The organism is Paenibacillus sp. JT22N12 (assembly GCF_056269365.1).
In genome coordinates this window covers 582381-603202 of sequence record NZ_JBWDNU010000002.1, presented here as the reverse complement: position 1 = coordinate 603202, position 20822 = coordinate 582381, and the positions used below count along the sequence as shown (strand labels likewise).

10 protein-coding genes are annotated in these 20822 nt (G+C 52.2%); 2 read left to right on the top strand and 8 right to left on the bottom strand.

Going from position 1 to position 20822, the window contains the following annotated elements:
* Window positions 1-37: 37 nt before the first annotated feature.
* Both AC0YOA_RS08205 and AC0YOA_RS08200 read right to left on the bottom strand, forming a co-directional pair.
* A complete protein-coding gene (locus AC0YOA_RS08205; RefSeq protein ID WP_475786185.1) occupies window positions 38-1648 on the bottom strand; it encodes a response regulator transcription factor in 1611 nt (536 codons plus the stop codon).
* Between the two features lie 21 nt (window positions 1649-1669).
* Entirely contained in the window at window positions 1670-3391 is a 1722-nt protein-coding gene (locus AC0YOA_RS08200) for a sensor histidine kinase (protein WP_475786184.1), read from the bottom strand.
* Between the two features lie 261 nt (window positions 3392-3652).
* Between AC0YOA_RS08200 and AC0YOA_RS08195 the strand changes: the two genes are divergently transcribed.
* Window positions 3653-4510, top strand: coding sequence for an ABC transporter permease (locus AC0YOA_RS08195; RefSeq protein ID WP_379114116.1), 858 nt, complete (start codon window positions 3653-3655; stop codon window positions 4508-4510).
* 36 nt (window positions 4511-4546) lie between these two features.
* A complete protein-coding gene (locus AC0YOA_RS08190) occupies window positions 4547-5425 on the top strand; it encodes a carbohydrate ABC transporter permease (RefSeq protein WP_210037869.1) in 879 nt (292 codons plus the stop codon).
* Window positions 5426-5486: 61 nt separating this feature from the next.
* Here AC0YOA_RS08190 and AC0YOA_RS08185 read toward each other — a convergent pair whose 3' ends face one another.
* The 6 genes from AC0YOA_RS08185 to AC0YOA_RS08160 all read right to left on the bottom strand — a co-directional run bounded on the left by AC0YOA_RS08185 (window position 5487) and on the right by AC0YOA_RS08160 (window position 20797).
* Window positions 5487-7463 (bottom strand): beta-galactosidase, encoded by a 1977-nt coding sequence (locus AC0YOA_RS08185; RefSeq protein ID WP_475786183.1) that lies wholly within the window; start codon window positions 7461-7463, stop codon window positions 5487-5489.
* A 113-nt stretch (window positions 7464-7576) separates the two neighbouring features.
* Complete coding sequence (locus AC0YOA_RS08180; protein WP_475786182.1) at window positions 7577-9292, bottom strand: extracellular solute-binding protein; 1716 nt, start codon at window positions 9290-9292, stop codon at window positions 7577-7579.
* 319 nt (window positions 9293-9611) lie between these two features.
* Complete coding sequence (locus tag AC0YOA_RS08175; protein ID WP_475786181.1) at window positions 9612-13676, bottom strand: bifunctional 2',3'-cyclic-nucleotide 2'-phosphodiesterase/3'-nucleotidase; 4065 nt, start codon at window positions 13674-13676, stop codon at window positions 9612-9614.
* Window positions 13677-13907: 231 nt separating this feature from the next.
* The gene (locus tag AC0YOA_RS08170; protein WP_475786180.1) at window positions 13908-15602 is read right to left on the bottom strand and encodes a M3 family oligoendopeptidase; all 1695 of its coding nucleotides are present in this window, start codon (window positions 15600-15602) and stop codon (window positions 13908-13910) included.
* A 291-nt stretch (window positions 15603-15893) separates the two neighbouring features.
* A complete protein-coding gene (locus tag AC0YOA_RS08165) occupies window positions 15894-17114 on the bottom strand; it encodes a threonine synthase (RefSeq protein ID WP_475786179.1) in 1221 nt (406 codons plus the stop codon).
* 242 nt (window positions 17115-17356) lie between these two features.
* Window positions 17357-20797, bottom strand: coding sequence for a glycoside hydrolase family 2 TIM barrel-domain containing protein (locus tag AC0YOA_RS08160; RefSeq protein WP_475786178.1), 3441 nt, complete (start codon window positions 20795-20797; stop codon window positions 17357-17359).
* Between the last annotated feature and the right edge of the window lie 25 nt (window positions 20798-20822).

The window sequence follows — 20822 nt, the reverse complement described above, 5'->3', positions numbered from 1 at the left end:
GGACGCGGTCTTCTCAGGAAGGAAAATCTCGCCCATGCTAGCTGCGGTCTCTGTAATCCTGCGGCGTAATGCCGAATTCCTTTTTGAACACCTTGATGAAATACGGCGGGTTCGTGTAGCCGGTCTGCTCGGCAATCTGATAAATTCTGCAGCCGGTGTTTTTCAGCAGGTACGCGGCTCTCTCCATCCGATACCGTAACAGGTAGTCGCTCAGCATGCTGCCGGTCTCCAGCTTATAAACACGGGACAAATAGACTGGATGCAGATGAACATGGACCGCGATTGCCTGCAGCGACAGGTCGCCAGCGAGATGGTCTTCAATATACTCGTGCACCTGCTTAACGACACTGCTGCGTGTATTCTTAACCTCGTTCTCCATGTCGGTCCGGATGCGCTCGACCGATGTTCGGGTCCATTCCTGCAGCTGAGCCACGGAGCGTGGTGAACCGCCCCCGGCGAACATTTCGAACTCTTGCCCGATCAGGTTTTCCAGCTTGCGGCCGTTCTTGTGAGCGATATGGGAGAGCACCGCCGCGATGGCGAAGAACGTTTCCACCAGATGCTCAAGCGAGCCATCGAACCTCTCCTGCAGCTCCTCAAAAATGTGGCCAAGCTTCTCTTCCGCCGCTTCCCACCTTCCGGCTTCGAATAAATGGATGAGCGCTGGCGGTTCATACAGGCTCTTGAGCGTATTGACCGTGCCGGAATCATCCTCGCCTTCCCTCAGCGTCAGGAAGAATCCCCTTTCCGAACCGACTCTCCGGCGCAGCGACGCGACAGCGGATGCGTACTGATCGCCTAACTGCGCTGGAAACGGTCCCCATGCGCTGGCTACCAGGCTAATCGTGCCTTTCAAATACAAGCTGACAACCTTCTGGAACTGGGCGGCGATGTGTGCGATCTGCGCATGCTGTTGACTCCGCTCACCCCTTGCTTTCACGACCATTACTAAATTTTCATTCCGGTCCTTTGCGGTCCACAGCCGGAAATCGTTCCCGAACATCTCCTCCGCCATGTTGCCGATTGCAAACTCGAAGAGGGACAGGCTTCGCGGATCGAACTGTGCGAATTCGTCTTCGAGACGGATCAAGAGCACAGCGGTTTCATCCCCCATTGTATAGGGCAATTCCAGGAGCTGAAGCTTTTCTTCCAATACATGTGAAGCGTATTCTCTACCCTCCAGCAGTTCACGCAGCAGATGTGCGCGCATAAGCGGCAGATTCGCACGCAGTGTACCGACTGCCCGTTCATACGAGCTGATGGCCGCCCACTCGGTCCTGATCTGCTCGATCGCACCCTCGACGGAGGCCCGCAGGTCTTCGTCCCGCACCGGTTTCAACAGGTAATCCGACGCACAATGGAGCAGCGCTTCCTTCGCATAATCGAATTCGGAGTATCCAGACAAAAGAATGGTTCTCGTCCGCGGCCAATCCTGCCGGATCCGCTTGATCAGATCAATGCCCGTAATGCCGGGCATCCGGATGTCGGTTATCACGATATCAACAGTCCTGCCTGACAGAATGTCGATTGCCTTCTGTCCGGAATATGCCTTATGCACCTTATCGATCTGCATCTCCTCCCAGGGAAGCGTGCCCGCAATCCCGTCCACCACGGACTGTTCGTCGTCGACAATCATCAGCTCATACATACACCTGCACCTCCGGTAAAATCATGCTATTCTTGCGTCCATCTTCGGCCAGCGAAAGCTTACCGTAAGTCCGCCATCTGCGGATGGCCTGATCGATAGTGCGGCCTCCTGGCCATATTGGTAGACGAGCCGCTGGTTCACGTTCCACATGCCGCAGCCCATCTCTTCATCAAGAGGCTGGCTGATTTTTCTTCGCAGCAGCTCCAGCTCCTTTGCCGGAAGGCCAACGCCATTATCCTCCACCTGAACTTCGTAGTACGCCTCTGACTCTCGCCCTGCGATCCGGATCCGGCCCTCACCTACCTTGGGCTCGATGCCGTGAACGATGGCGTTCTCGACGAGCGGCTGCAGCAGCAGCCTTGGTATCACGATCGGAAACATCGAATCCGGCACGTCGATTTCGTAACGGATCCGCTTCATGCGCAGATTCTGGATTTCGAGGTAGTTCCGAAGAAGGCTTATTTCTTCCTCCAGACGCGGCGTCTGCTTCTCGTGCCGGGTCATATAGCGATAGTATTCGCCGAGATTAAGCGCCATTGTTTCCACTGCCACTCCCTCGCCGAGCCGCGTCATATTCTTGATATAGTAAAGGCAATTATATAGAAAATGCGGATTAATCTGCGCCTGGAGCTGTTTGAGCGTCGCTTCGCGGGAACGCAGCTTCTCGGTATAGACCTTCTCGATCAGCTCCTGGATCTGCCGCGCCATCGCGTTGAAGCGCTCGTACAGGATGCCAAATTCACTCCGCGGCCTGTGCGTGATCCGCGCAGAAAAGTCGCCGATCCGGAGCCGCTGCATGTTGAGAAGCAGCTGCCTGACCGGCACTTGGACATTGCGGTACAGCATGAGCGCTGCCCCAAGCCCGAGCAGAAGCAGCAGTGTCAGGACGATGTAGAAGGAATTCCGGCTCTTCGTGATGGGCGACAAAATTTTCTCGAGCGGCACATAATCGACCAGATACCAGCCCACGCTGTCCAGCGCAACCACATTCACTACATACTGCTCACCCTTGACCTTCTTTAACCGGTTAAACGCTGGCTGCGTATGGTCTGAATCCAGCATCCGGCTAAGCTCGACGAGCGTATCGTCCTTGTATGTGCCGAACCTGATCACGTCTCCGCCGTGACGGTAAAGGAACGGGTGCCGCTCGCCGTCCGTTTCATAAGCACCGAGCATATCCATGATCCGCTGCGCCGGGAACCGGGTCTCGATAATCAGCTTGGCTTTCAGCGGATTGTCCGAGCCCCCCTGCGGCTCAGCTGCGTACCAGACAAACTCCTGCCGCTCTTTCTCGTATTTCCAGCCCCGTCCGACATTTCGTTCCAGGTATCCGGATTCATAGCTCACCGTATTGTCCGTCGATATGACATCCTTGATCTGGGGCGCGTACACCGAAATCCGGTTGATCCATCCGCTCATGGCCTGTTGGAGGCTGATCCGGTCAAGAACCGTATTTTTGACCCGGATGACATCCGTATAGTTGGGATAAAGATCGACATAGCGGTAATCGTTTAATGAACGATCCCGGATCAACATAATGGAATATGTAGCGATCTCTTCGATCTTCTTATCCATCTGACTGGCGAAGAAGATCAGTTGGTTCTTGTTTGACTGGTAAATCTCCGCTTTCACCACACCTACCGTCTTCTGGTTGGCATACGTGTAGAGCACCACGATCGGGGTCAGCAGCAGCAATATGAGCAGCATCAATTTCTTATAGACGGTCAAACGCACGTTTCCCATCACGGTCTCTCCATTCCCTGCAATCGGTTAACAAAGTAACATCATTCTTCACAGGTTGTTCTGGATTATGAAAGCGCTATCTTATTACAATGGAAGTAATCGGCATAGACCGCTTCACTGCGGCCATTCATCCCTCTAAAGGAGCGACCTCCCATGCAAGCAAGCACAGGCAACCCGCAACCGATTAAAGCGCCAGCGGCGAGAAAAGCTGCCAAGGTCAGGAACAGGTGGAACTTCAAACGGACATGGCCGCTGCATTTCATGATGGTGCCCGGCGTGATCTTCACCCTTATCTTCGCGTACCTCCCGATGGGCGGCATCGTGATGGCGTTTCAGGACTTTAAGCCGTGGCTCGGCTTCTTCAAGTCCGAATGGGTTGGCATGGAGCATTTCCGCTATATGTTCCAGCGTCCCGACAGCGTGCAGGTCATTATGAACACGCTCATCATCGCGTCACTCAAGATCGTCTTCCAGCTCATTACACCCTTGATCTTCGCCCTGCTGCTGAACGAGGTACGCGCGATGGGCTTCAAGCGCTCCGTACAGACCCTGGTCTACCTGCCTCACTTCTTGTCCTGGGTTATCCTCGGCGGCATCCTGCTTGACATGCTGTCCCCTGAAGGCGGTCTTGTCAACCGGGCACTCGGCGTTTTCGGCATCGATCCGGTGTTCTTCCTCGGCAACGGCGACTGGTTCCGCTTCACCGTCGTCGTCAGCGATGTCTGGAAAGAATTCGGATATGGCACAATCGTTTTCCTGGCTTCGCTCGCCGGCATCAATCCTTCGCTCTACGAAGCCGCCGAAGTGGACGGCGCCGGACGCTGGAAGCAGACGGTATATATCACGATTCCTGCGCTGATTCCGATTACCATTGTGCTCGGAACGCTGTCACTGGGCAATATTCTGAATGCGGGATTTGATCAAATTTTCAATCTGTATAACGCCCTTGTCTACAGCAAAGGCGATATTATTGATACTTTCGTCTACCGGATGGCCATCCTGAACGGAGAAATGAGCTTCGGCACAGCCGTCGGCCTGTTCAAATCGGTCATCGGCATGGTTCTGATCATCTTCGCTTACCGGCTGGCTTACAAATTCGCGAATTACCGGATTTTCTGAATTACCTGTTTGCATGTATAGAAAGGAGGTCGTCATATGCGCCGCCAGTCCGTTTCTTACCGGATTTTCTCCGGCTTCAACTATGCTCTTCTGCTTGTCGTCAGTCTGCTCTGCATCATGCCGCTCATTCATATTCTGGCCGTTTCCTTAAGCGGCAAGGCGCCGGCAAGCGCCAACCTCGTCGGCTTGTGGCCCATCCAGTTCACGTTCGATGCCTATGAGAAGACACTCGTCAACGATAACTTCCTTCGCGCACTCTGGCTGGCAGTCGAGCGGACGGCGCTCGGTACCGGAATCAGCATGCTGGTCATCTTCCTGACCGCCTATCCGCTCTCGAAGGAGGATTCGTTCTTCCGCGGCCGATCCGTCTATGCCTGGTTTTTCGTTTTCACCATGCTGTTCAGCGGCGGAATGGTGCCATCCTATATTCTCATCCAGAAGCTTCATATGATGAACACGATGTGGGCGCTCGTTCTGCCGACCGCGGTCAATGTGTGGCTGCTGATCCTGATGTTGAACTTCTTCCGTACCGTTCCCAAGGAACTGGAAGAAGCGGCGCTCATCGACGGGGCCAGCCATCTACGGACGCTCGTCAGCGTATATCTGCCGATTTCGCTGCCTGCGATCGCGACGCTCTCGCTGTTCAACATGGTGGGCCACTGGAACTCCTGGTTTGACGGTATGCTTTATATAACGGAGTATGACAAATACCCGCTCGCGACGTTCTTGCAGACGATCATCGTCCAGCAGGACCTCAGCAAGGTCAACGTCCGGCCTGAGGATCTTGAGAATATTGCCCAGCGTACCGTCAAAGCGGCGCAGATTTTCATCGGCGCACTGCCGATCCTGCTGGTGTATCCGTTCCTGCAGCGGTACTTCGTCAAAGGGATCGTGCTCGGTGCGGTCAAGGAATAGAATGGCGATGGAAACCGCCGGTCTGCTGCATGCAGGCAAGCGGTTTTTGTTGTGTAAAGCCTTAAAATCCGATCCTTGGAATCTCCTCGGCTTCTTCGCGGGTCGGCACCAGCCGCCCGTCCGCAATCCCGTAAATGCGTCCATGGGTTGCGGCGACCCGGTCGGTAAACGGCTGATAAGGCCGATGGCAGACATCGACGGCGCCAATCTGGAAGTTCTCTCCATCGAAGCGGCCCAGCAAAGCCTGGTCATTGAGGATAAAATAATGTACCCCGACGAGATCCGTCAACGCGGCCGCATGCTCCACATAATGGCTGTATGCCTTGCCGCGCTCCTCTTGCGTCGATACGCCGCGAAGACCTGTTGCCAGCAGGCCGGCGTCAGGCGCTCCGAAGTGAAATTCACCAATCATGACAGGCAGCCCGGTAAATGCTGCGATCTCGTGAATTTCGTCTGCATCGGGCTTCATTTTGTAGCCGTTTATCGAAAACACGTCGAAATGATGGCTTCCCTTGAACAGCTTCGGGGATGAAATCCATGCGTAGCGCATGCCCAGATTCAAATGGTTCGGATCCACTTGGCGGCATGCCATGGACGGAATGGCATTATACACTTCGATCATGAGCTCCGTAAACAGATCGAGATCCTCCGCTGCGCCTGCCGATGCAATGACTGAATCAGCTTCGAACGGCTGCAGCAGCCCGTCGAACGACATGAGTGCCGTTCCCCATGCCTCATTGAGCCGGCTGATCTCACCTTCATAACGTTCCGACAGGAACCGGATCATCTCCCGCTTGCTTTCGAAGGCGGCATCCAGTTCCAGCAGCTTTGCCGCCAGATTAACATCGCCTGCGAATGCCCAGAGCGGTTCGTTACGCAGGAAATATCCGATCAGATACGGATCGTCCGCGTATGCTTTCAGCTGCTCTGCAAACTGCTCAGCCCCAGCGCGGAACTCCTCGCTGAATACATCCGGAAAGTCGCGAAAGATCGACCGCTGCGTCATCGGAAAATGTTCCAGCGGCAGCACATACGGCATCGCCGCCCCCCGGATGAACGCCGGATCGGACCAATTGCCCACCGTATTAAAGCCCCATCCCAGCAGCCGGTTGCGGGTGATAAGCGCCCAATCCTCGTACCATGTGCGTCCGAAGGAGCGGATCAAATTGGCGACGGCATAGTTGAAATAGCGGCCGTTCATCAGATCCCCTCGCCCGTTGGTCACACTCCATGCCTCCGCATAATCACCGTCCTGCGGAGGCAGCCGGCTAAGCAGCGGCTCCATGCCGTTGACCTTCATGGACTCGCCGGGATTGACGCAGTCCATGCCGAGACTGTAGAATGCGGAGCCGTCCGGATCGACCAGCCACCACCTTCTGCCGTCATGCTCCGTCCGGAAATAACCGGACGCCGCGAACATCTTGCCCTTCCAGCCGCCGAACCGGCTTCTCTCTGCAGCTATGCTGGCTGAACTGCTTTCCCGTTCGCTCTGCAGATAAGTGGCGAGCTCAACCGAATCCGCGGTTTTTCCCGGCCAGCTCTTGCGCGTATACTGTCCCAATTCGTCCACAAGGCTGATTGGCTGCAGCGTATAATCGGGCTCCGCCATAGATAGATGGACGTTCGACACGTTAAACCTCCATCCCTTGGCGGAAGAGAGCGTGCCGATTGCATACGCTGCGACCTCAGAGCGCTTCAAGCCTTCACCCGAGACAAGCGTCTTCAGCTTGCCCGGCGTCCGCGGCAGGAACACGGCTTGCGAATCGAGCGCGTCCAGCGGGAATGCAATGCGCGTCAGCACACCCGGCAGCACGCCCGTGAAAGATTGCAGCGACGGCTCCCCGTCTATGTGTTTATAAAATTCAAGCCCAAGCCCAAGCACTTCAACCTGCTCGTGATACACATCCATAACAAGATAAGGCGCCATCTCCCAAAGCTTGCGGCCGCTGTTCGCGACGGGGAATAATTTCCGCCCGCCTGCGGGGCCGATTGTAAATTCCTGGTCGCCTGCAAGCGGGCAATTTTCTCTGCTGCTCATTTCGCTTCGCCTCCCGGGTTTATGAATTTCACATATACCGCAATTGCAGCCTTTGGTACCATAAAGACCCGGCCATTGGAATGACCGGGCTTGCTGTCCGCCGCATTTGCTTATTACTTGCCACCTACGGCTTTATACCACTCGTTGGCTTCGGTGTATATTTTGTCGCCGCCGTTCTTGTTGTAATCCTCAACGAACTTATCGAACGCATCAATTCCAAGCTCCCCGTAGACGATCTTGCTGAAGATTTCCTTCTCAAGCTTCTCCAGGAATTCGCGTTTATCCTTCATCGTAGGCGTCGCGGAACCCGTAAACATATTTTTCATGGCGATATCCTTTTGGTCGACGACGATCTTGGCTGCCTCGAGGACAGCTTCCGGCGCCATTTCCTTTTGCAGCTTCTCGAACGTCGTTGAAGGTTCTTCGCCCGAGGCGATCTTCGCCAGCGCATTCATGGAGAGCGAAGGAATCCGCGCACCGTCGAACGTAAGCGTATATTTATTGGTTGCGAAGCCGTTTTCCCCTTCCTTCAAAACCACTTTCTTGCCGTCTTTCTCATCCCAGTCATAGCCCTTCGACAAGCCGTATTCGAACTCGCTGCCTTCTTTGGGATTGGCGTAGTTGTCGAACAGATAGTTCTGGTATGTGAAGAACACTTCCGGATTCTTCATATCCTTGTTGATCAACACCACGCCGTTGTTGTTTGGCGTACCGTGGCGCCCGGCTTTGCCATCCGGTCCGGCCGGGATCGCATACGCCTTATATTCCGCACCTTTTACATTCTTCTTCACATCTTCAAGCGGCCACGAAGGCATCCAGTGCGGACCTGCTACGATACCTGCTTTGCCGGAGGTGAATGCTTCGGTCGACTTCGTTTCGTCCCATAGTCCGGCTTCCTTGGGGATGTAGCCCTTCTTCATCCAGTCGCTTAATTTCGTCAGACCGTCCTTCATGGCAGGATTGATCGAGCCGTATGAGATGCCGCCCTGACCATCGGAGTTCCACTGGTTCGGCATTGTGCCGTAAGCGCCGAAAACCCAGCCCGCATCGCCCATCCATGTATTCAACCAATTCTTGAAGCCGATCGTCAGGCCGAATGTATCCTTCTTGCCATTGCCGTCCGGATCATTGTTTGTGAAAGCTTCCAGGATCTGTTCAAGGTCCTCAATTGTCTTCGGTGCCTGCAGATTCAGCTTTTTCATCCAGTCCTCACGGATCCAGAGCACTGGGTCGCCGTTGTATGCATAGTCCAGGATCGGAAGGCCCACCCGCTTGCCGTCGCGCATATACGGGTACCATACAGTAGGATCCTCGTTCATAGCGTCCTTCCAGGTCTGGGAGGCATACTTGTCAAACAGCTCGCCCGCATCCTGGAAGCGGCCGGAATCTATGAGGTCGTCGACCACGTCTGCTGTAGTCCGCAGCGGCAATATATCCGGGAACTCCTGGTTGGCGGACAGCGCCAGACGGAGCTTTGTCTTGAACGCATCGTTCGTATCCACTACAGTCCACAGATACTTCAGCTCGATGCCGAGCTTCTCTTTCGCCCATTTAGTGTGAACGTTGTTCTCCATCGACTCGCCGTCTTTGAACTTCACCTCGGCACCGATGCCCCGCACCACCGTAATGGTTACGGGCGGATCGAACTTCCCGTCTTTTATCGGTGCACCGCTCTTGGCCGGATCCGTATCCGCGTTGCCCGTACTTCCCCCGCTGCCGGAAGAGCCGTTGTTGTTTGGAGAGTCGTTATTGCCGCCCGTGCAAGCGGCCAAAATGCCGATCAGCACGGTAACCAGTAAAAGAGCAAGAGATTTGCGCAGCTTTCTCATCGTGGTTCCTCCTATAACGAAATTAATGATAACAATCAAATTGTAAGCGATTTCGTAAATGGCGGACAGAAAAAGGTATTAACATCTATACCACTTTGTTAACTTCTTGAAAGCACTTCCATTTAAAAGCAGATCATTATATTATCTGTTAAAAACATGGATATTGGCGTCAAAGGCCGGCGCGTGGATAAGGGTGAATGGGCGAATAGAAGCAATCTTCGCTCCCGTTACAAGACAAACCCCTCCAGAGAGCGCTCTTGCGAGTCGCGGTCTGCTTGGAGGGGTTTGTTCATGTGTCAAAGCGCCCAGTTCAGATAAATCAATTCACTTTGGTAATGCGATTTTCGGTTTTGGCGGTAATCGGCCCGCCCGGGAATTTCGTTTTCACGTATGTGATCGTCGCATCCAGGTCGACAGGACCCGCCTCGCGGTTCGTCCCTTTGACGAGCAGCGTATAGCTGTCGCCCCCGGTTGCCATAAAGTCGTTCACGACGATTGTATAGAAAGCCGCGTCCTCAAGCGGGGTACCGTCCGCTTTTTTGAGCTCGATAATCTTCTGGCCGTCCGGCTTGCTGTCATCATAAGAGTACGTGAACCCGGATACTTGGCCGATCTTTGTTCCGGTCTCGCCCCACTGCTGATTCAGCAGTTCTTTCATCTGGCTTCCGGACAGCGTCATTTTCACAAGCACGTTGCCGAAAGGCTGGATGCTGAACATGCTGCCGTACGTGACAGAACCTTCCGGCATGTCGCTGCGGATACCGCCGGAGTTCATAAACGCGAAATCCGTCTTCATCGCCTCGCGCATGCCGTCCGCAATCAAGTTGCCGAGCGCGGATTCGCCGGATGCTGCCGCGGTGCGGGTGATGGCTGCGTCCGTTTTACCGACCGGCGCATTCATGACCGGCGCGTTCAATTCCTGGTAGTTTTTGATCATTTTCGCGATTTCGGCATCCGGTTCGATGCCCTCTCGTTTGACATCAACAACCTCGCCTTTGGCCAGCACGATATCATGCGTGGCGCGGTCGATCTCCAGATCGATGTCGGAGAAGGCTGTGCCGTAAGAGTAAGCCTCGATGACCAGCTTGCCGTCAATCACTTTGTTCAACCCGCCATGGTTGTGGCCTGCGAAGATGACGTCCACTTCGTCGTCCACATTGTTGGCCAAATCGACGACTTCACCGGTCGGCGCGTCGGCGCTGCCCTCAAAGGGATCATGGGCCAGAATGACAATCGCTTCAATGCCTTTAGCCTTTAATTCCGCAACGGCCTTATTGACCGCCGGAGCCTGCTCGATGAAGCTCAAGCCTTCGATGCTGGATGCTTTGACAATCGTAGGCGTGATGTTCGTTACGACGCCGATAAAACCGATTTTGACCCCTCCGACTTTTTTGATGACATAGGCATCAAGGAGCGGTTTGCCATCTTTATCCACGACGTTGGCCGCCACGTAAGGGAAGTCCGCCCCGGTAAAATCTTTGCCGGATACCGGATTTTTGCCCCCGTTGATCAAACGCAGCGCTTCCTCTGCGCCCCTGTCGAATTCGTGGTTGCCCACCGTACCGGCATCGAAACCCAGTCGATTCAGGAAATCGATGGTCGGTTCGTCCTGCAGCAAAGCGGAAACCGGAGCGCTTGCGCCTACCGCGTCGCCAGCATGCACGAGCAGGGTGTTCGGGTTAGCCGCTTCGCGCTGCTTCAGATAGGCGGCCAGGTAATCGGCTCCGCCGAGCGTGGCGGTAACGTTCCCCCCGGCATCCTTCACTGTCTTGCTATAATCCAACTGGCCATGGAAATCGTTTATGCCGAGCAGTTGGACGGAGACGTTGCTGGTCAGAAGGCTGATCACTTTGGCCGCTTCGGCACGCGTGGCCGCCGCTGTGGGGTTAAACTTGCCGCTGCTGCCGCTCATCACGCCGCGTTCGACGGTTATGTCGACGCTTGCGCTTGCCCCGGCACTGATGGCCGAAGCGTCCGTGAATTTCGCTTCGCTTTCCGCTTTAAGGGTCTTCCCTGCCTTCAGATTCAATGCCCTGCTGATCATAATGGCCATTTGCTCGCGGGTAATGGTTTGATCCGGCGCGAACCGGTCTTTGGTAATGCCGCTGACAAGACCGTTCTCCGAGGCGGCCGCCACCGCGCCGGCATACCAGGCTGATGCAAGGACATCCTTGAATTTCGTTTTACTTTTGGCGGTCAATTTCAACGCTTTAACCAGCATGGATGCAAACTGCGCCCGGGTTACCTTGGCATTCGGATCGAATTCCGTGTTGCTTGTGCCCGAGACGATTTGTTTGGAGGCAAGCTCGTTAATCGCGGAATACGCCCAGTGCGACGAGGGTACGTCCTTGAACGTTTTGCTTACATCCAGGGAAAAGAGGCCGAAGCCTTTGTCATCCATCCTGTTCAAATAACGGATGTTTGGCGTCGATTTCACGTACTCGGCCGCTTTCGGGGAAGACGTAATCGTTACGTTCACTTCTCCGGAAATCGGTGCAATCGACCAGTTGTTATCGATCGAGGGATCAATCGATTTCTGCGATAAAATATAATCCATCAAAATTTGACGGTTCTCATCGGGCGAGTCGATGACGTATCTGCTTCCTTTCACGCCCGGGAAGCTGCCGCCTCCTCCCGCACGGTAGTTGTTAGTTGCGACGAGGAAATCCTGATTCGGGTCGATTGGTTGGCCGTTATAGTTTAATTGGACGATCCGGCTGGAATTGGCGTCGTTGATCGTGCCGTCCGGTTTATATTTGGCCGGCTTCGTTACGTCGATCTGGTACGTCACTCCGTCGATGACGTCGAAGTTATAGACCGGGAATGATGGGTTGAGCAGCGGCTGCTCTTCTTTCTTGTCCGGATCGATCTGATTGAATTTGCCCGCGGACATTTCGAGCCATTCCTTGACAGCTGAGCCTTTCACCAAAATCACTTTTAACGTGTTGTCATACAGGTAAAGGTCGCCTGCGCTCTTGATCGCGAGAGGGCCGGCTTTAATTTCTGTAAACTCGTCCGGACCGTTGCGTCCCGCTTTAAAAGGTGCGCCAACGGACAGGATCGGCGTGTTTTTATACTGGGGCAGGTTTTTCTGCACATAATTCTCGACGTACCACTTTTGCGCATTCGTTACGATTTGGATGGAAGGGTCGTCCTGCACCAGAGAGAAGAAGCTGTGGATCGGCGCGGTCGTCGTCCCGATCGGGCTGTTCGCATATTGAATTGTCGCTTCATGGTCGGCCTTCACCGCTTCAACGATAGCAGGCTCTGCTTCAACCAGCGGCTTTTGGGCCGCGGTATCGTAAATCGCTTTTGTGGACGATTGGGAAGCGGCCACCTTCCACTTGCCGGCCTGCCTTTCCAGCGTCAAATCGATGATGCCGAGGTTGTTCCCGCCGTATCCCGCTTGCACCGCAGGCACTCCGTTGATCATTCCTTTGGCGTTGTCAACGCCCGGTAACACGCTGCCATCCGTGTCCTTGAATAGCGGGTCGAGCGATTTATCGTCCACCGCGGGAAAAACCTTGTGGGTATGGGAGAACGTAATGGCATCGATACCCGCCACTTTGCTCAAGGGCAGCACGGCATCCTCCGCATCCCCATATGCTTTGGCGGATCCGTTGAAACCCGTGTGCGCCAAGGCGATAATAAGATCGGCTCCTTCAGCGCGCATCTTCGGGATGAATTTCTCGGCCGTCGCGACAATGTCCCGAGCCGCAACATGGCCTTCGAGCCATGATTTGTCCCATTGGATAATTTGCGGAGGAACAAAGCCGATCACGCCGATTTTCAGAGTTTGCTCCTGTCCGGATTCGTCTACCAATGTTTTGGTAATAATCTCATAGGGATCAAAACGATTGACGTCATTGTCCGGATTGCCGTCTTTGTCGTCCATATACACGTTCGCGTTAACATAAGGAAAGTTGGCGCCCTTCACGGCTTCATCCAAATAATCGAGTCCATAGTTGAATTCATGATTGCCCAGTGTGGCGGCATCATACCCCATAAGGTTCATTGCTTTGTAAACGGTATGGACTTCGCCTGTTTTCAGTGGAGCTACAAGCGCCTTGTAAGTACCGAGCGGGGTTCCTTGAATCAGATCGCCGTTATCGACCAAAAATGTATTTTTTGCTTCCTGGCGGGCGGTTTTGACCAATTGGGCCGTTTTGGCCAAGCCTACCGTGTCTGAGGGGGCATCCTTGTAATAATCGTAAGAGAGAATATTCGTATGAATGTCCGTCGTTTCCATGATTCTCAGCTTTAAGGCCGCGGTGCCCGGGTCAGCCGCTGCCATAATCCCATTAAATGGCAGGGCGATCAGGCTCACCGTCAAAGATGAAATAATGAATCTGCTTAATTTCCTCCTCTTGATCCAGTCTTTCATATGCTACCTCATCCTCTCATGTTATGCATGCTAACATTTTTATCATAAGGGAAAAGGTGGATGGATTACTAGAATTAAGTTTTTAAAACTATTAAAAAATAAATATAAACGATATCAGACCAATACGAATTGCACACACTCCGAAACGCAGCACAGCACAAAGACGGCCGGGAACCCTTTCGTCGGGGACTCACGGCCGTCTTTTATTTTTTGTGAAAGGCTTGCTTATAATTACAGCTTCTTATCATCAACACCGCTCAGCCAATTATCTATGTCCCCCATGACTGATACGACACAGCCGTCTTCGAACGGGGATATGAGACCGGCCACCTTGACGAGCTCCAGGAACGACTTGCTTCCGCCCTGCTGGCACAATTTCAGGTAATCGGCCCAAGCTGCTTTGTAGTCTTCGTTCATCCGCTTCCAGAATTGGAACGCACAAATTTGCGCAAGGGTGTAATCGATGTAATAAAACGGCGAGCGGAAAATATGCTGCTGCTTCTGCCAAAAACCTCCGCGCTCCAGATAATCGTTTTCATCGTATTTGCGGTGCGGCAGGTATTTCTTCTCAATTTTGCGCCATGCTGCTTTGCGCTCGTCCGGCGTTGCATCCGGATTTTCATAAACGAAATGCTGGAATTCATCCACCGAAACGCCGTACGGAATGAATTGCAGCGAGCTCGCCAGATGATCGAAACGGTATTTATCCGTATCCTCCTTGAAGAACAGCTCCATCCACGGCCAAGTGAAAAACTCCATGCTCATCGAATGAATTTCGCACGCTTCATAAGTCGGAAACCCGTATTCCGGCACTTCGTAGTTGCGGCTCTCAAACACCTGGAAGGCATGCCCTACTTCATGCGTCAACACGTCGATATCTCCTGAGGTACCATTGAAATTGGAGAAGATGAAAGGAGCTTTGTAATCCGGCAAATACGTGCAATATCCGCCGCTTTGCTTGCCTTTCTTGCTGACCAGATCCATCAGCCCATTATCCAGCATGAAGGTGAAGAAATTGTCGGTTTCCGGAGACAGCTCCCGGTACATCCTCCGGCCGTTCTCCACGATCCAGTCGGGATCGCCTTTAGGCTTAGCGTTACCCGTTTTGAAACTGAATCCTTCGTCGTAATATTGCAGTTTATCGACGCCGATCCGGCGGAGTTGACGCTCTTTGAGCTTAGTGGTCACCGGCACCATATATTGGGCCACTTGATCGCGGAAATTTTGAACCATCCCCGCATTGTAATCCGTTCGGCTCATCCGTGCATATCCGAGCTCGACAAAATTGCGGTAGCCCAGTTTCCTGGCGATCTTGGTTCGCACTTTGACCAGATCGTCATAAATGCGGTCCAATTCCTGTTCATGGTCCGCCATGAATTGATATTTGGCGTCCGATGCCCGGTGCCTCATGTCCCTGTCCGTCGACAATTCAAACGGCGTCAACTGAGCCAGCGTCCGTTCTTCTCCTTCGAACGGGATTTTCGCGGATGCGATGAGTTGGCTGTACTCCGTGGATAATTTGTTCTCCTGCTGCAGGTCTTCAATAATTTCAGGGCTGAATGTCTTGAGCGACATTTCCGCCAGACGGAACAGCTGCCCGCCCCATTTGGCTTCGAGCTCCTGACGGAATTTCGACTGGGTTAACGCACGATAGTAATCCGTTATGTACTCTTGGATAACCGGATTAATTTCATCGAAATAATCTTGCTCGGCCTTATAAAATTGATCTCTTGTATCTACGGAATGGCGTATGGAGACCAGCGTCTCCTGTGTGTTGTACTCATTGCGCAATTGATTGATGGACTCCATCACCTGGTTTTGTTGTGCTGCGCCTTCAGCCTGGTTGAATGATGCAAGCAGTTCCTTAAAACGCTGTTCAATCTTCTTAACATCTGGACGTTCATATTGATATTCATTGAAAGTCATGAATCCGACCATCCTCTCTGTTCCATTTATTTACTATTATTCATCATACCCAACCGAAATACATTTTTCCATGTCGATATCGGCCTGGACCGCCCCACAGAACCGCTCCTTTATCGGGATATTGAACGACTGTCCAGAAACGTTTGGTAGTTCAAATAATAGCAATCTATCCATTTCTGAAAAGTGCCAATATAACCGGTTTCGAAGTCCCAGGGATCCTTAATTCGACATTTAAGGAGGAATCGGGGACGATATGGATCGGCGCGATCTGCAGAAAGGACAGGCGAATGATTACCTTCTACCCTCCCTGATATATTCATCCCTTTGCAGCTCAGGAACTTCAACCTGGACCGTATCCGGATATTTCACTCCAGCTCCGGTGTTTAAAGCAACAACGGTCTCTTCTTCTCTGATCCATCCGTTCTTTCTCAAAATTCTTGCGGCTGCAAAAACAGCAGCGCCTTCCGGGCAAATAAATGCGCCTTCCATTGAGGCTATTCGCTGCTGCTCTTGCAAGATACTTGGATCATCAACAGCAATAGCGCAACCGTCCGTCTTATAGACCGCATCCAATACTAAAAAGTCACCAAGGGCTTTCGGCACATTGATTCCGAATGCAGCAGTAGTTGAATTTTCCCAAAATTCCGATACTGCCTTTCTTTCTTCCCAGGCTTTGACAATAGGCGCACACCCGGCTGCCTGGACAGCGACCAGACGAGGGAGCGGACCCTCAATCCAGCCTAAGGCCAGCAATTCCATCAATGCTTTATAAATACCAATAATACCTACTCCGCCACCGGTTGGATAAAGAATGACGTCAGGCATTATCCATCCCATTTGTTCAGCTATTTCAAGTCCCATCGTTTTCTTGCCTTCAATACGGTAAGGCTCCTTTAAAGTCGAAGCATCAAATAAATTAAAATCCTTGACCGCCTGTCCTACAATCCTGCCAGCGTCGCTAATTAACCCATTGACCAGATATAAATTTGCCCCTGAAACCGCACACTCATTTCTTGTAATCTTAGGGGCATCGAGAGGCATCACAATGATAGATTTAATGCCCGCTCTCGCTGCATACAGCGCCCATGCGGCACCAGCATTTCCATTCGTCGGCATAGCCAGCTCTTTAATTCCCAGTTCCTTTGCTTTAGAAATACCGACAGCAGCCCCTCTTGCCTTGAAGGTTCCGGTTGGTATGATGCCTTCATCCTTCATAAACAGGTTGGGAATAGCAACCGATTTACCAAAATTCCGCATTGGAATTAATGGCGTCATTCCTTCTCCCAATGACACAACGTTCTCTTCCTTCAGCACCGGAAGCAATTCATGATACCTCCAAAGATCAGCTGGTCTTCCCAATAAATCCTTTGGTTTAAACTCCCTTTTCAATTCATCCAGATCATAGCTGACCAGTAAAGGCGAACCGCATGTACACAACTGATGCTTTTCATGCAAATCGTAGATTTTATTGCACTTGGGACAGTTAAGGTGGGAAACATAGCTAAACTTCATTTATCTTGCCTCCATTTTTATGTAATTCATCGTAATAGAACCATTCTGTACGAATGGTTTATTAATTTAAGAGTACAGGATGAATTCCTTTTATGGAATTAAAATTAATCTGCCGCTTCCCGAACCCGGCCTGCATGAAGCTCGAACCCCTGTACGAGCAAATAAAAAATGGCCTTGTTCGCATCATTTGCGAGCAAGGCCATCTTTCATTTTCGGATTATTTCGGATTGCCGTTCTCCGGCTTATTTAACAAATTGGAACCAGCCGAAATCGAAATGGCTTCCCGGCAAAAAGATGAAGGTTACTTTTTGGCTGCCCGTTATTTTCTCCAGGTCATATACCCGCTCTTCATATCCACCGGATTGCGTGAATTCGATGAGTTGATTGCTTTCGCCATCCTCGTTTGCGAACCGGATATGAATGGTATTTTTATCAATAGGCGATTGGCCATATACGACAAGCTTCGTCGCGCCTTCACTTGTAAAATCCATTTGTTCAAACTCCAGGGAAACATTATTCCCAATGCCTTCAACGCCATTATCCGTTACGGTGAAGGTATCTCCATAGATACGGTCGCATTCCGCAGCGTTATTCCGCTCAAAGGCCCGATTCCTTTTATCAAATGAGAAGCCCTTGATATGCACTTTCTTCTGAAGGACAAAACAAATCGAAGTGATACCCGTGAGTCTTTTGGACAAGCGGTATGCCGCCTCTTGATACACATTCCACCTGGATGCTTTTTGATACATGACATCGGCCAGTAATTCACTGCCCTCTGCCTCGGGATTTCCCTCCCAGATTTGCAGTTCATACGCATCGCTGGTCAAGGCAAAAATTGGCATGGTGATCAGATCAGAGCCGTAGGGGCCAAAGTCAATATTGCTGAAGCCTACCCGGGTTTCTCCGTCTCTGCTGGTCGCTACCCCTCTTTCATTCCCATTTCCCACTTCGCCCTTACTGAAATCGTAAAGTCCCGCCGATATGAAGTCGTAAGGATCCTTGTACGCTGTGCCCAGACCGGAGGCCGTAAATTCCAGCTGGGAAATAAGCTTGGTCTTGTCGCTGCCGTTCCTGCTCATGCAGCGGACCCGAAACTCCCCATCACCCAGCGCCGTGATCTTCGCTTCACGACCGGAAGCTTCTATGCGGGCAAGGTTGGATACGATCCCCGCCTCGTTCACTACGCTCCATTCCACCTCTTGATAAGAAGTGTGTTCAGGATACAGATTTGCCCGCACAACTGCCTCTTGTCTTGATTCGTTAAACAGCTGTCCCGAATCGCTTACAATTTCAATTTTGCGCAGCGGGATTTCTTCCATGCTTCCCATAACACAGGACAGATCCTGATTTCTCATGGCTGCGGAAATCCCCTCCAACGCTCCATCCATCGCCGGAAGCGACTCAAACTCTGCAGCGCCGCTTTCCAGACCGGCCGAAGAAACCTCGATACGAATCCTGCCAGGCTCCAGCGAAGCCGCGATGATGGCCATCAGTTTTCCGCTGAACAGCCTTCTGCTTATCCCTTTATAGGGATCATAGTCCGTACTGTCTCCGTTATCCAGACCGATCAGGCGGCCTGCTCCCGTTACCTGTACATGCACCCGATTGTTCGCGTTCTCCACCGGATTGCCGTCCTCATCCTCCATGGTTATTTCCACAAATATCAAGTCGGTCCCATCCGCAATAAGGGTCTCCTTATCCGCATGCAAACCAATCTTCCTCGCATCGCGAGGGGATCTTCTGACATCCGTCGCAATGACATGGCCGGCTTCATCATAAGCGATCGCTTTGATTTCCCCTTCTTCATAAGGAATCTTCCACCAGCCGGCAAGCTGCGTTCCATGCTCATGATCAATATCATAGGTTCCGATTGTAACGCCGTTGCACTGCAATTCGACCCTGGGCGCATTCGAGCATACGCGGATATCAATCATTTGACCGTTATTGAAATCCCAATAAGGAAAGAGATGTACCATTGGTCTTGTCTTGTAATCCGTCCAGGCCGCTTGATAGATGTAATAGGAATCCTTCTTGAAGGTAGCCGTATCGATCTGCCCGAAATAAGAGTTCTTCGTATGGTAAGGGGTCGGCTCGCCGATATAGTCAAATCCGGTCCAGATAAACTGGCCAAGGGAAAAGGGGGTATCCCTTTCTGCAAGAATGCAGGCCTCTGCGGACTTTGCGCCCCAGCTTGTTGAGCTGTTTCCTAATGCGGAGCACTGCTCGTCGTCGTCGGCAAGAATCGATCTCTCGAACGGGAAGTGATAGATGCCTCTGCTTTGGACAACGGAGGCTGTCTCGCTGCCGTATATAATCCAGTCCGGATGCTCCGCATGATGGCTTTGATAATACTTCTCCGCGTAATTGTATCCCGCAGCCTTCACGATATCCGCGCATTTTTGGGCATTCTCCCAGGGCATATAATTCGAGCCGATCGTAACGGTGGCGTTGCCTTTCGGATCATACCGAAGCACTTCATCCATAAGCATCCTCGTTACATCCTGCCCTTTTGGATCGGCATGGGTATCGTAAATTTCATTGCCGATGCTCCACATCAGCAGGCTCGGATGATTGCGGTCGCGCATGACCCAGCTTTTCACATCGATACGGGCCCAATCCTTGAAGAATCTCGCGTAATCATAAGTCGTTTTCGGTCTCTCCCACATATCGAAGGCCTCCGAGACGACCAGCAGCCCCATCTCGTCCGCCAATTCCATAAGCTCGACTGCAGGCATATTGTGGGCTGTGCGGATCGCGTTAACGCCCATATCCTTCAAGATGTTAAACCTTCTTCTGAGGGCGTTTATATTAAAAGCCGCCCCTAAGGCTCCCAGATCATGATGCTCGCAAACTCCGTTTAATTTCATTTTTCTGCCGTTTAACTGAAGACCTTGATCGGAACTGAGTGCGATTTCCCGAAACCCGATATTCTGTGTGACGGTTTCGATCATTTCCGTCTGTTGATTCGCGTCCCCATCCGCTGCAGCCAGGTGCAATTCGGTTTTCAATTGGTATAAATGAGGCTCATCCGTGCTCCACAACAGCGGTTTATTTACCGGCAGCCTTACCCAATGATGTGCGGCAGGAACACTGCCAGCCGCAATTCTATCGGTGGCGGAAGCAATCACTTCGCCCTTGTACAGAATCGTATGCGAGAGCTCCGCGTCCTGATCAAGATTCATTTCGGTTTCCACTTCCACCTGCCAGCTATCGCCATCGCGGTTGGTGGTTATATAAATCCCATCCGTAACAAGATGATTGCGGTCTCTTGTCTTCAGCCACACATTCCGGTAGATGCCGGCACCGGAGTACCATCTGCTGTTCGGGCTTTGGTGCACGACCTTCACCAGGATTTCGTTATCCCCGTCTGCGACCGCATCCGTGATCTCATGTTCGAATGACGAATATCCGTATTTCCATTCTCCTGCAAATTGACCATTCACATAGAGGGTAGAGTCCATATACACGCCATCGAAGCATAACAGGATCCGGTCAGCGCGATTGGCAGAGGTAAATTTCTTGCGGTACCAGCCTATACTATTTTCATATAGATTTAACGTATCGTAGATCAGCCAATCGTGGGGGAGATCGACAGGCTCGAACTTCAAATCCGCACTATCCGCAGCTTCCAGGCTGCTTTTGGCAAATTCCCATCCATCGTTAAACAATGTCTTCTTATTCACGGTTTCATGGCTTCCTTTCCGATTG

Excerpts from the sequence above, each read along its gene's own strand:
- AC0YOA_RS08205 (WP_475786185.1), bottom strand. The coding sequence starts at position 1,648 with ATGTATGAGCTGATGATTGTCGACGACGAACAGTCCGTGGTGGACGGG.
- AC0YOA_RS08200 (WP_475786184.1), bottom strand. The coding sequence starts at position 3,391 with ATGGGAAACGTGCGTTTGACCGTCTATAAGAAATTGATGCTGCTCATA.
- AC0YOA_RS08195 (WP_379114116.1), top strand. The coding sequence starts at position 3,653 with ATGATGGTGCCCGGCGTGATCTTCACCCTTATCTTCGCGTACCTCCCG.
- AC0YOA_RS08190 (WP_210037869.1), top strand. The coding sequence starts at position 4,547 with ATGCGCCGCCAGTCCGTTTCTTACCGGATTTTCTCCGGCTTCAACTAT.
- AC0YOA_RS08185 (WP_475786183.1), bottom strand. The coding sequence starts at position 7,463 with ATGAGCAGCAGAGAAAATTGCCCGCTTGCAGGCGACCAGGAATTTACA.
- AC0YOA_RS08180 (WP_475786182.1), bottom strand. The coding sequence starts at position 9,292 with ATGAGAAAGCTGCGCAAATCTCTTGCTCTTTTACTGGTTACCGTGCTG.
- AC0YOA_RS08175 (WP_475786181.1), bottom strand. The coding sequence starts at position 13,676 with ATGAAAGACTGGATCAAGAGGAGGAAATTAAGCAGATTCATTATTTCA.
- AC0YOA_RS08170 (WP_475786180.1), bottom strand. The coding sequence starts at position 15,602 with ATGACTTTCAATGAATATCAATATGAACGTCCAGATGTTAAGAAGATT.
- AC0YOA_RS08165 (WP_475786179.1), bottom strand. The coding sequence starts at position 17,114 with ATGAAGTTTAGCTATGTTTCCCACCTTAACTGTCCCAAGTGCAATAAA.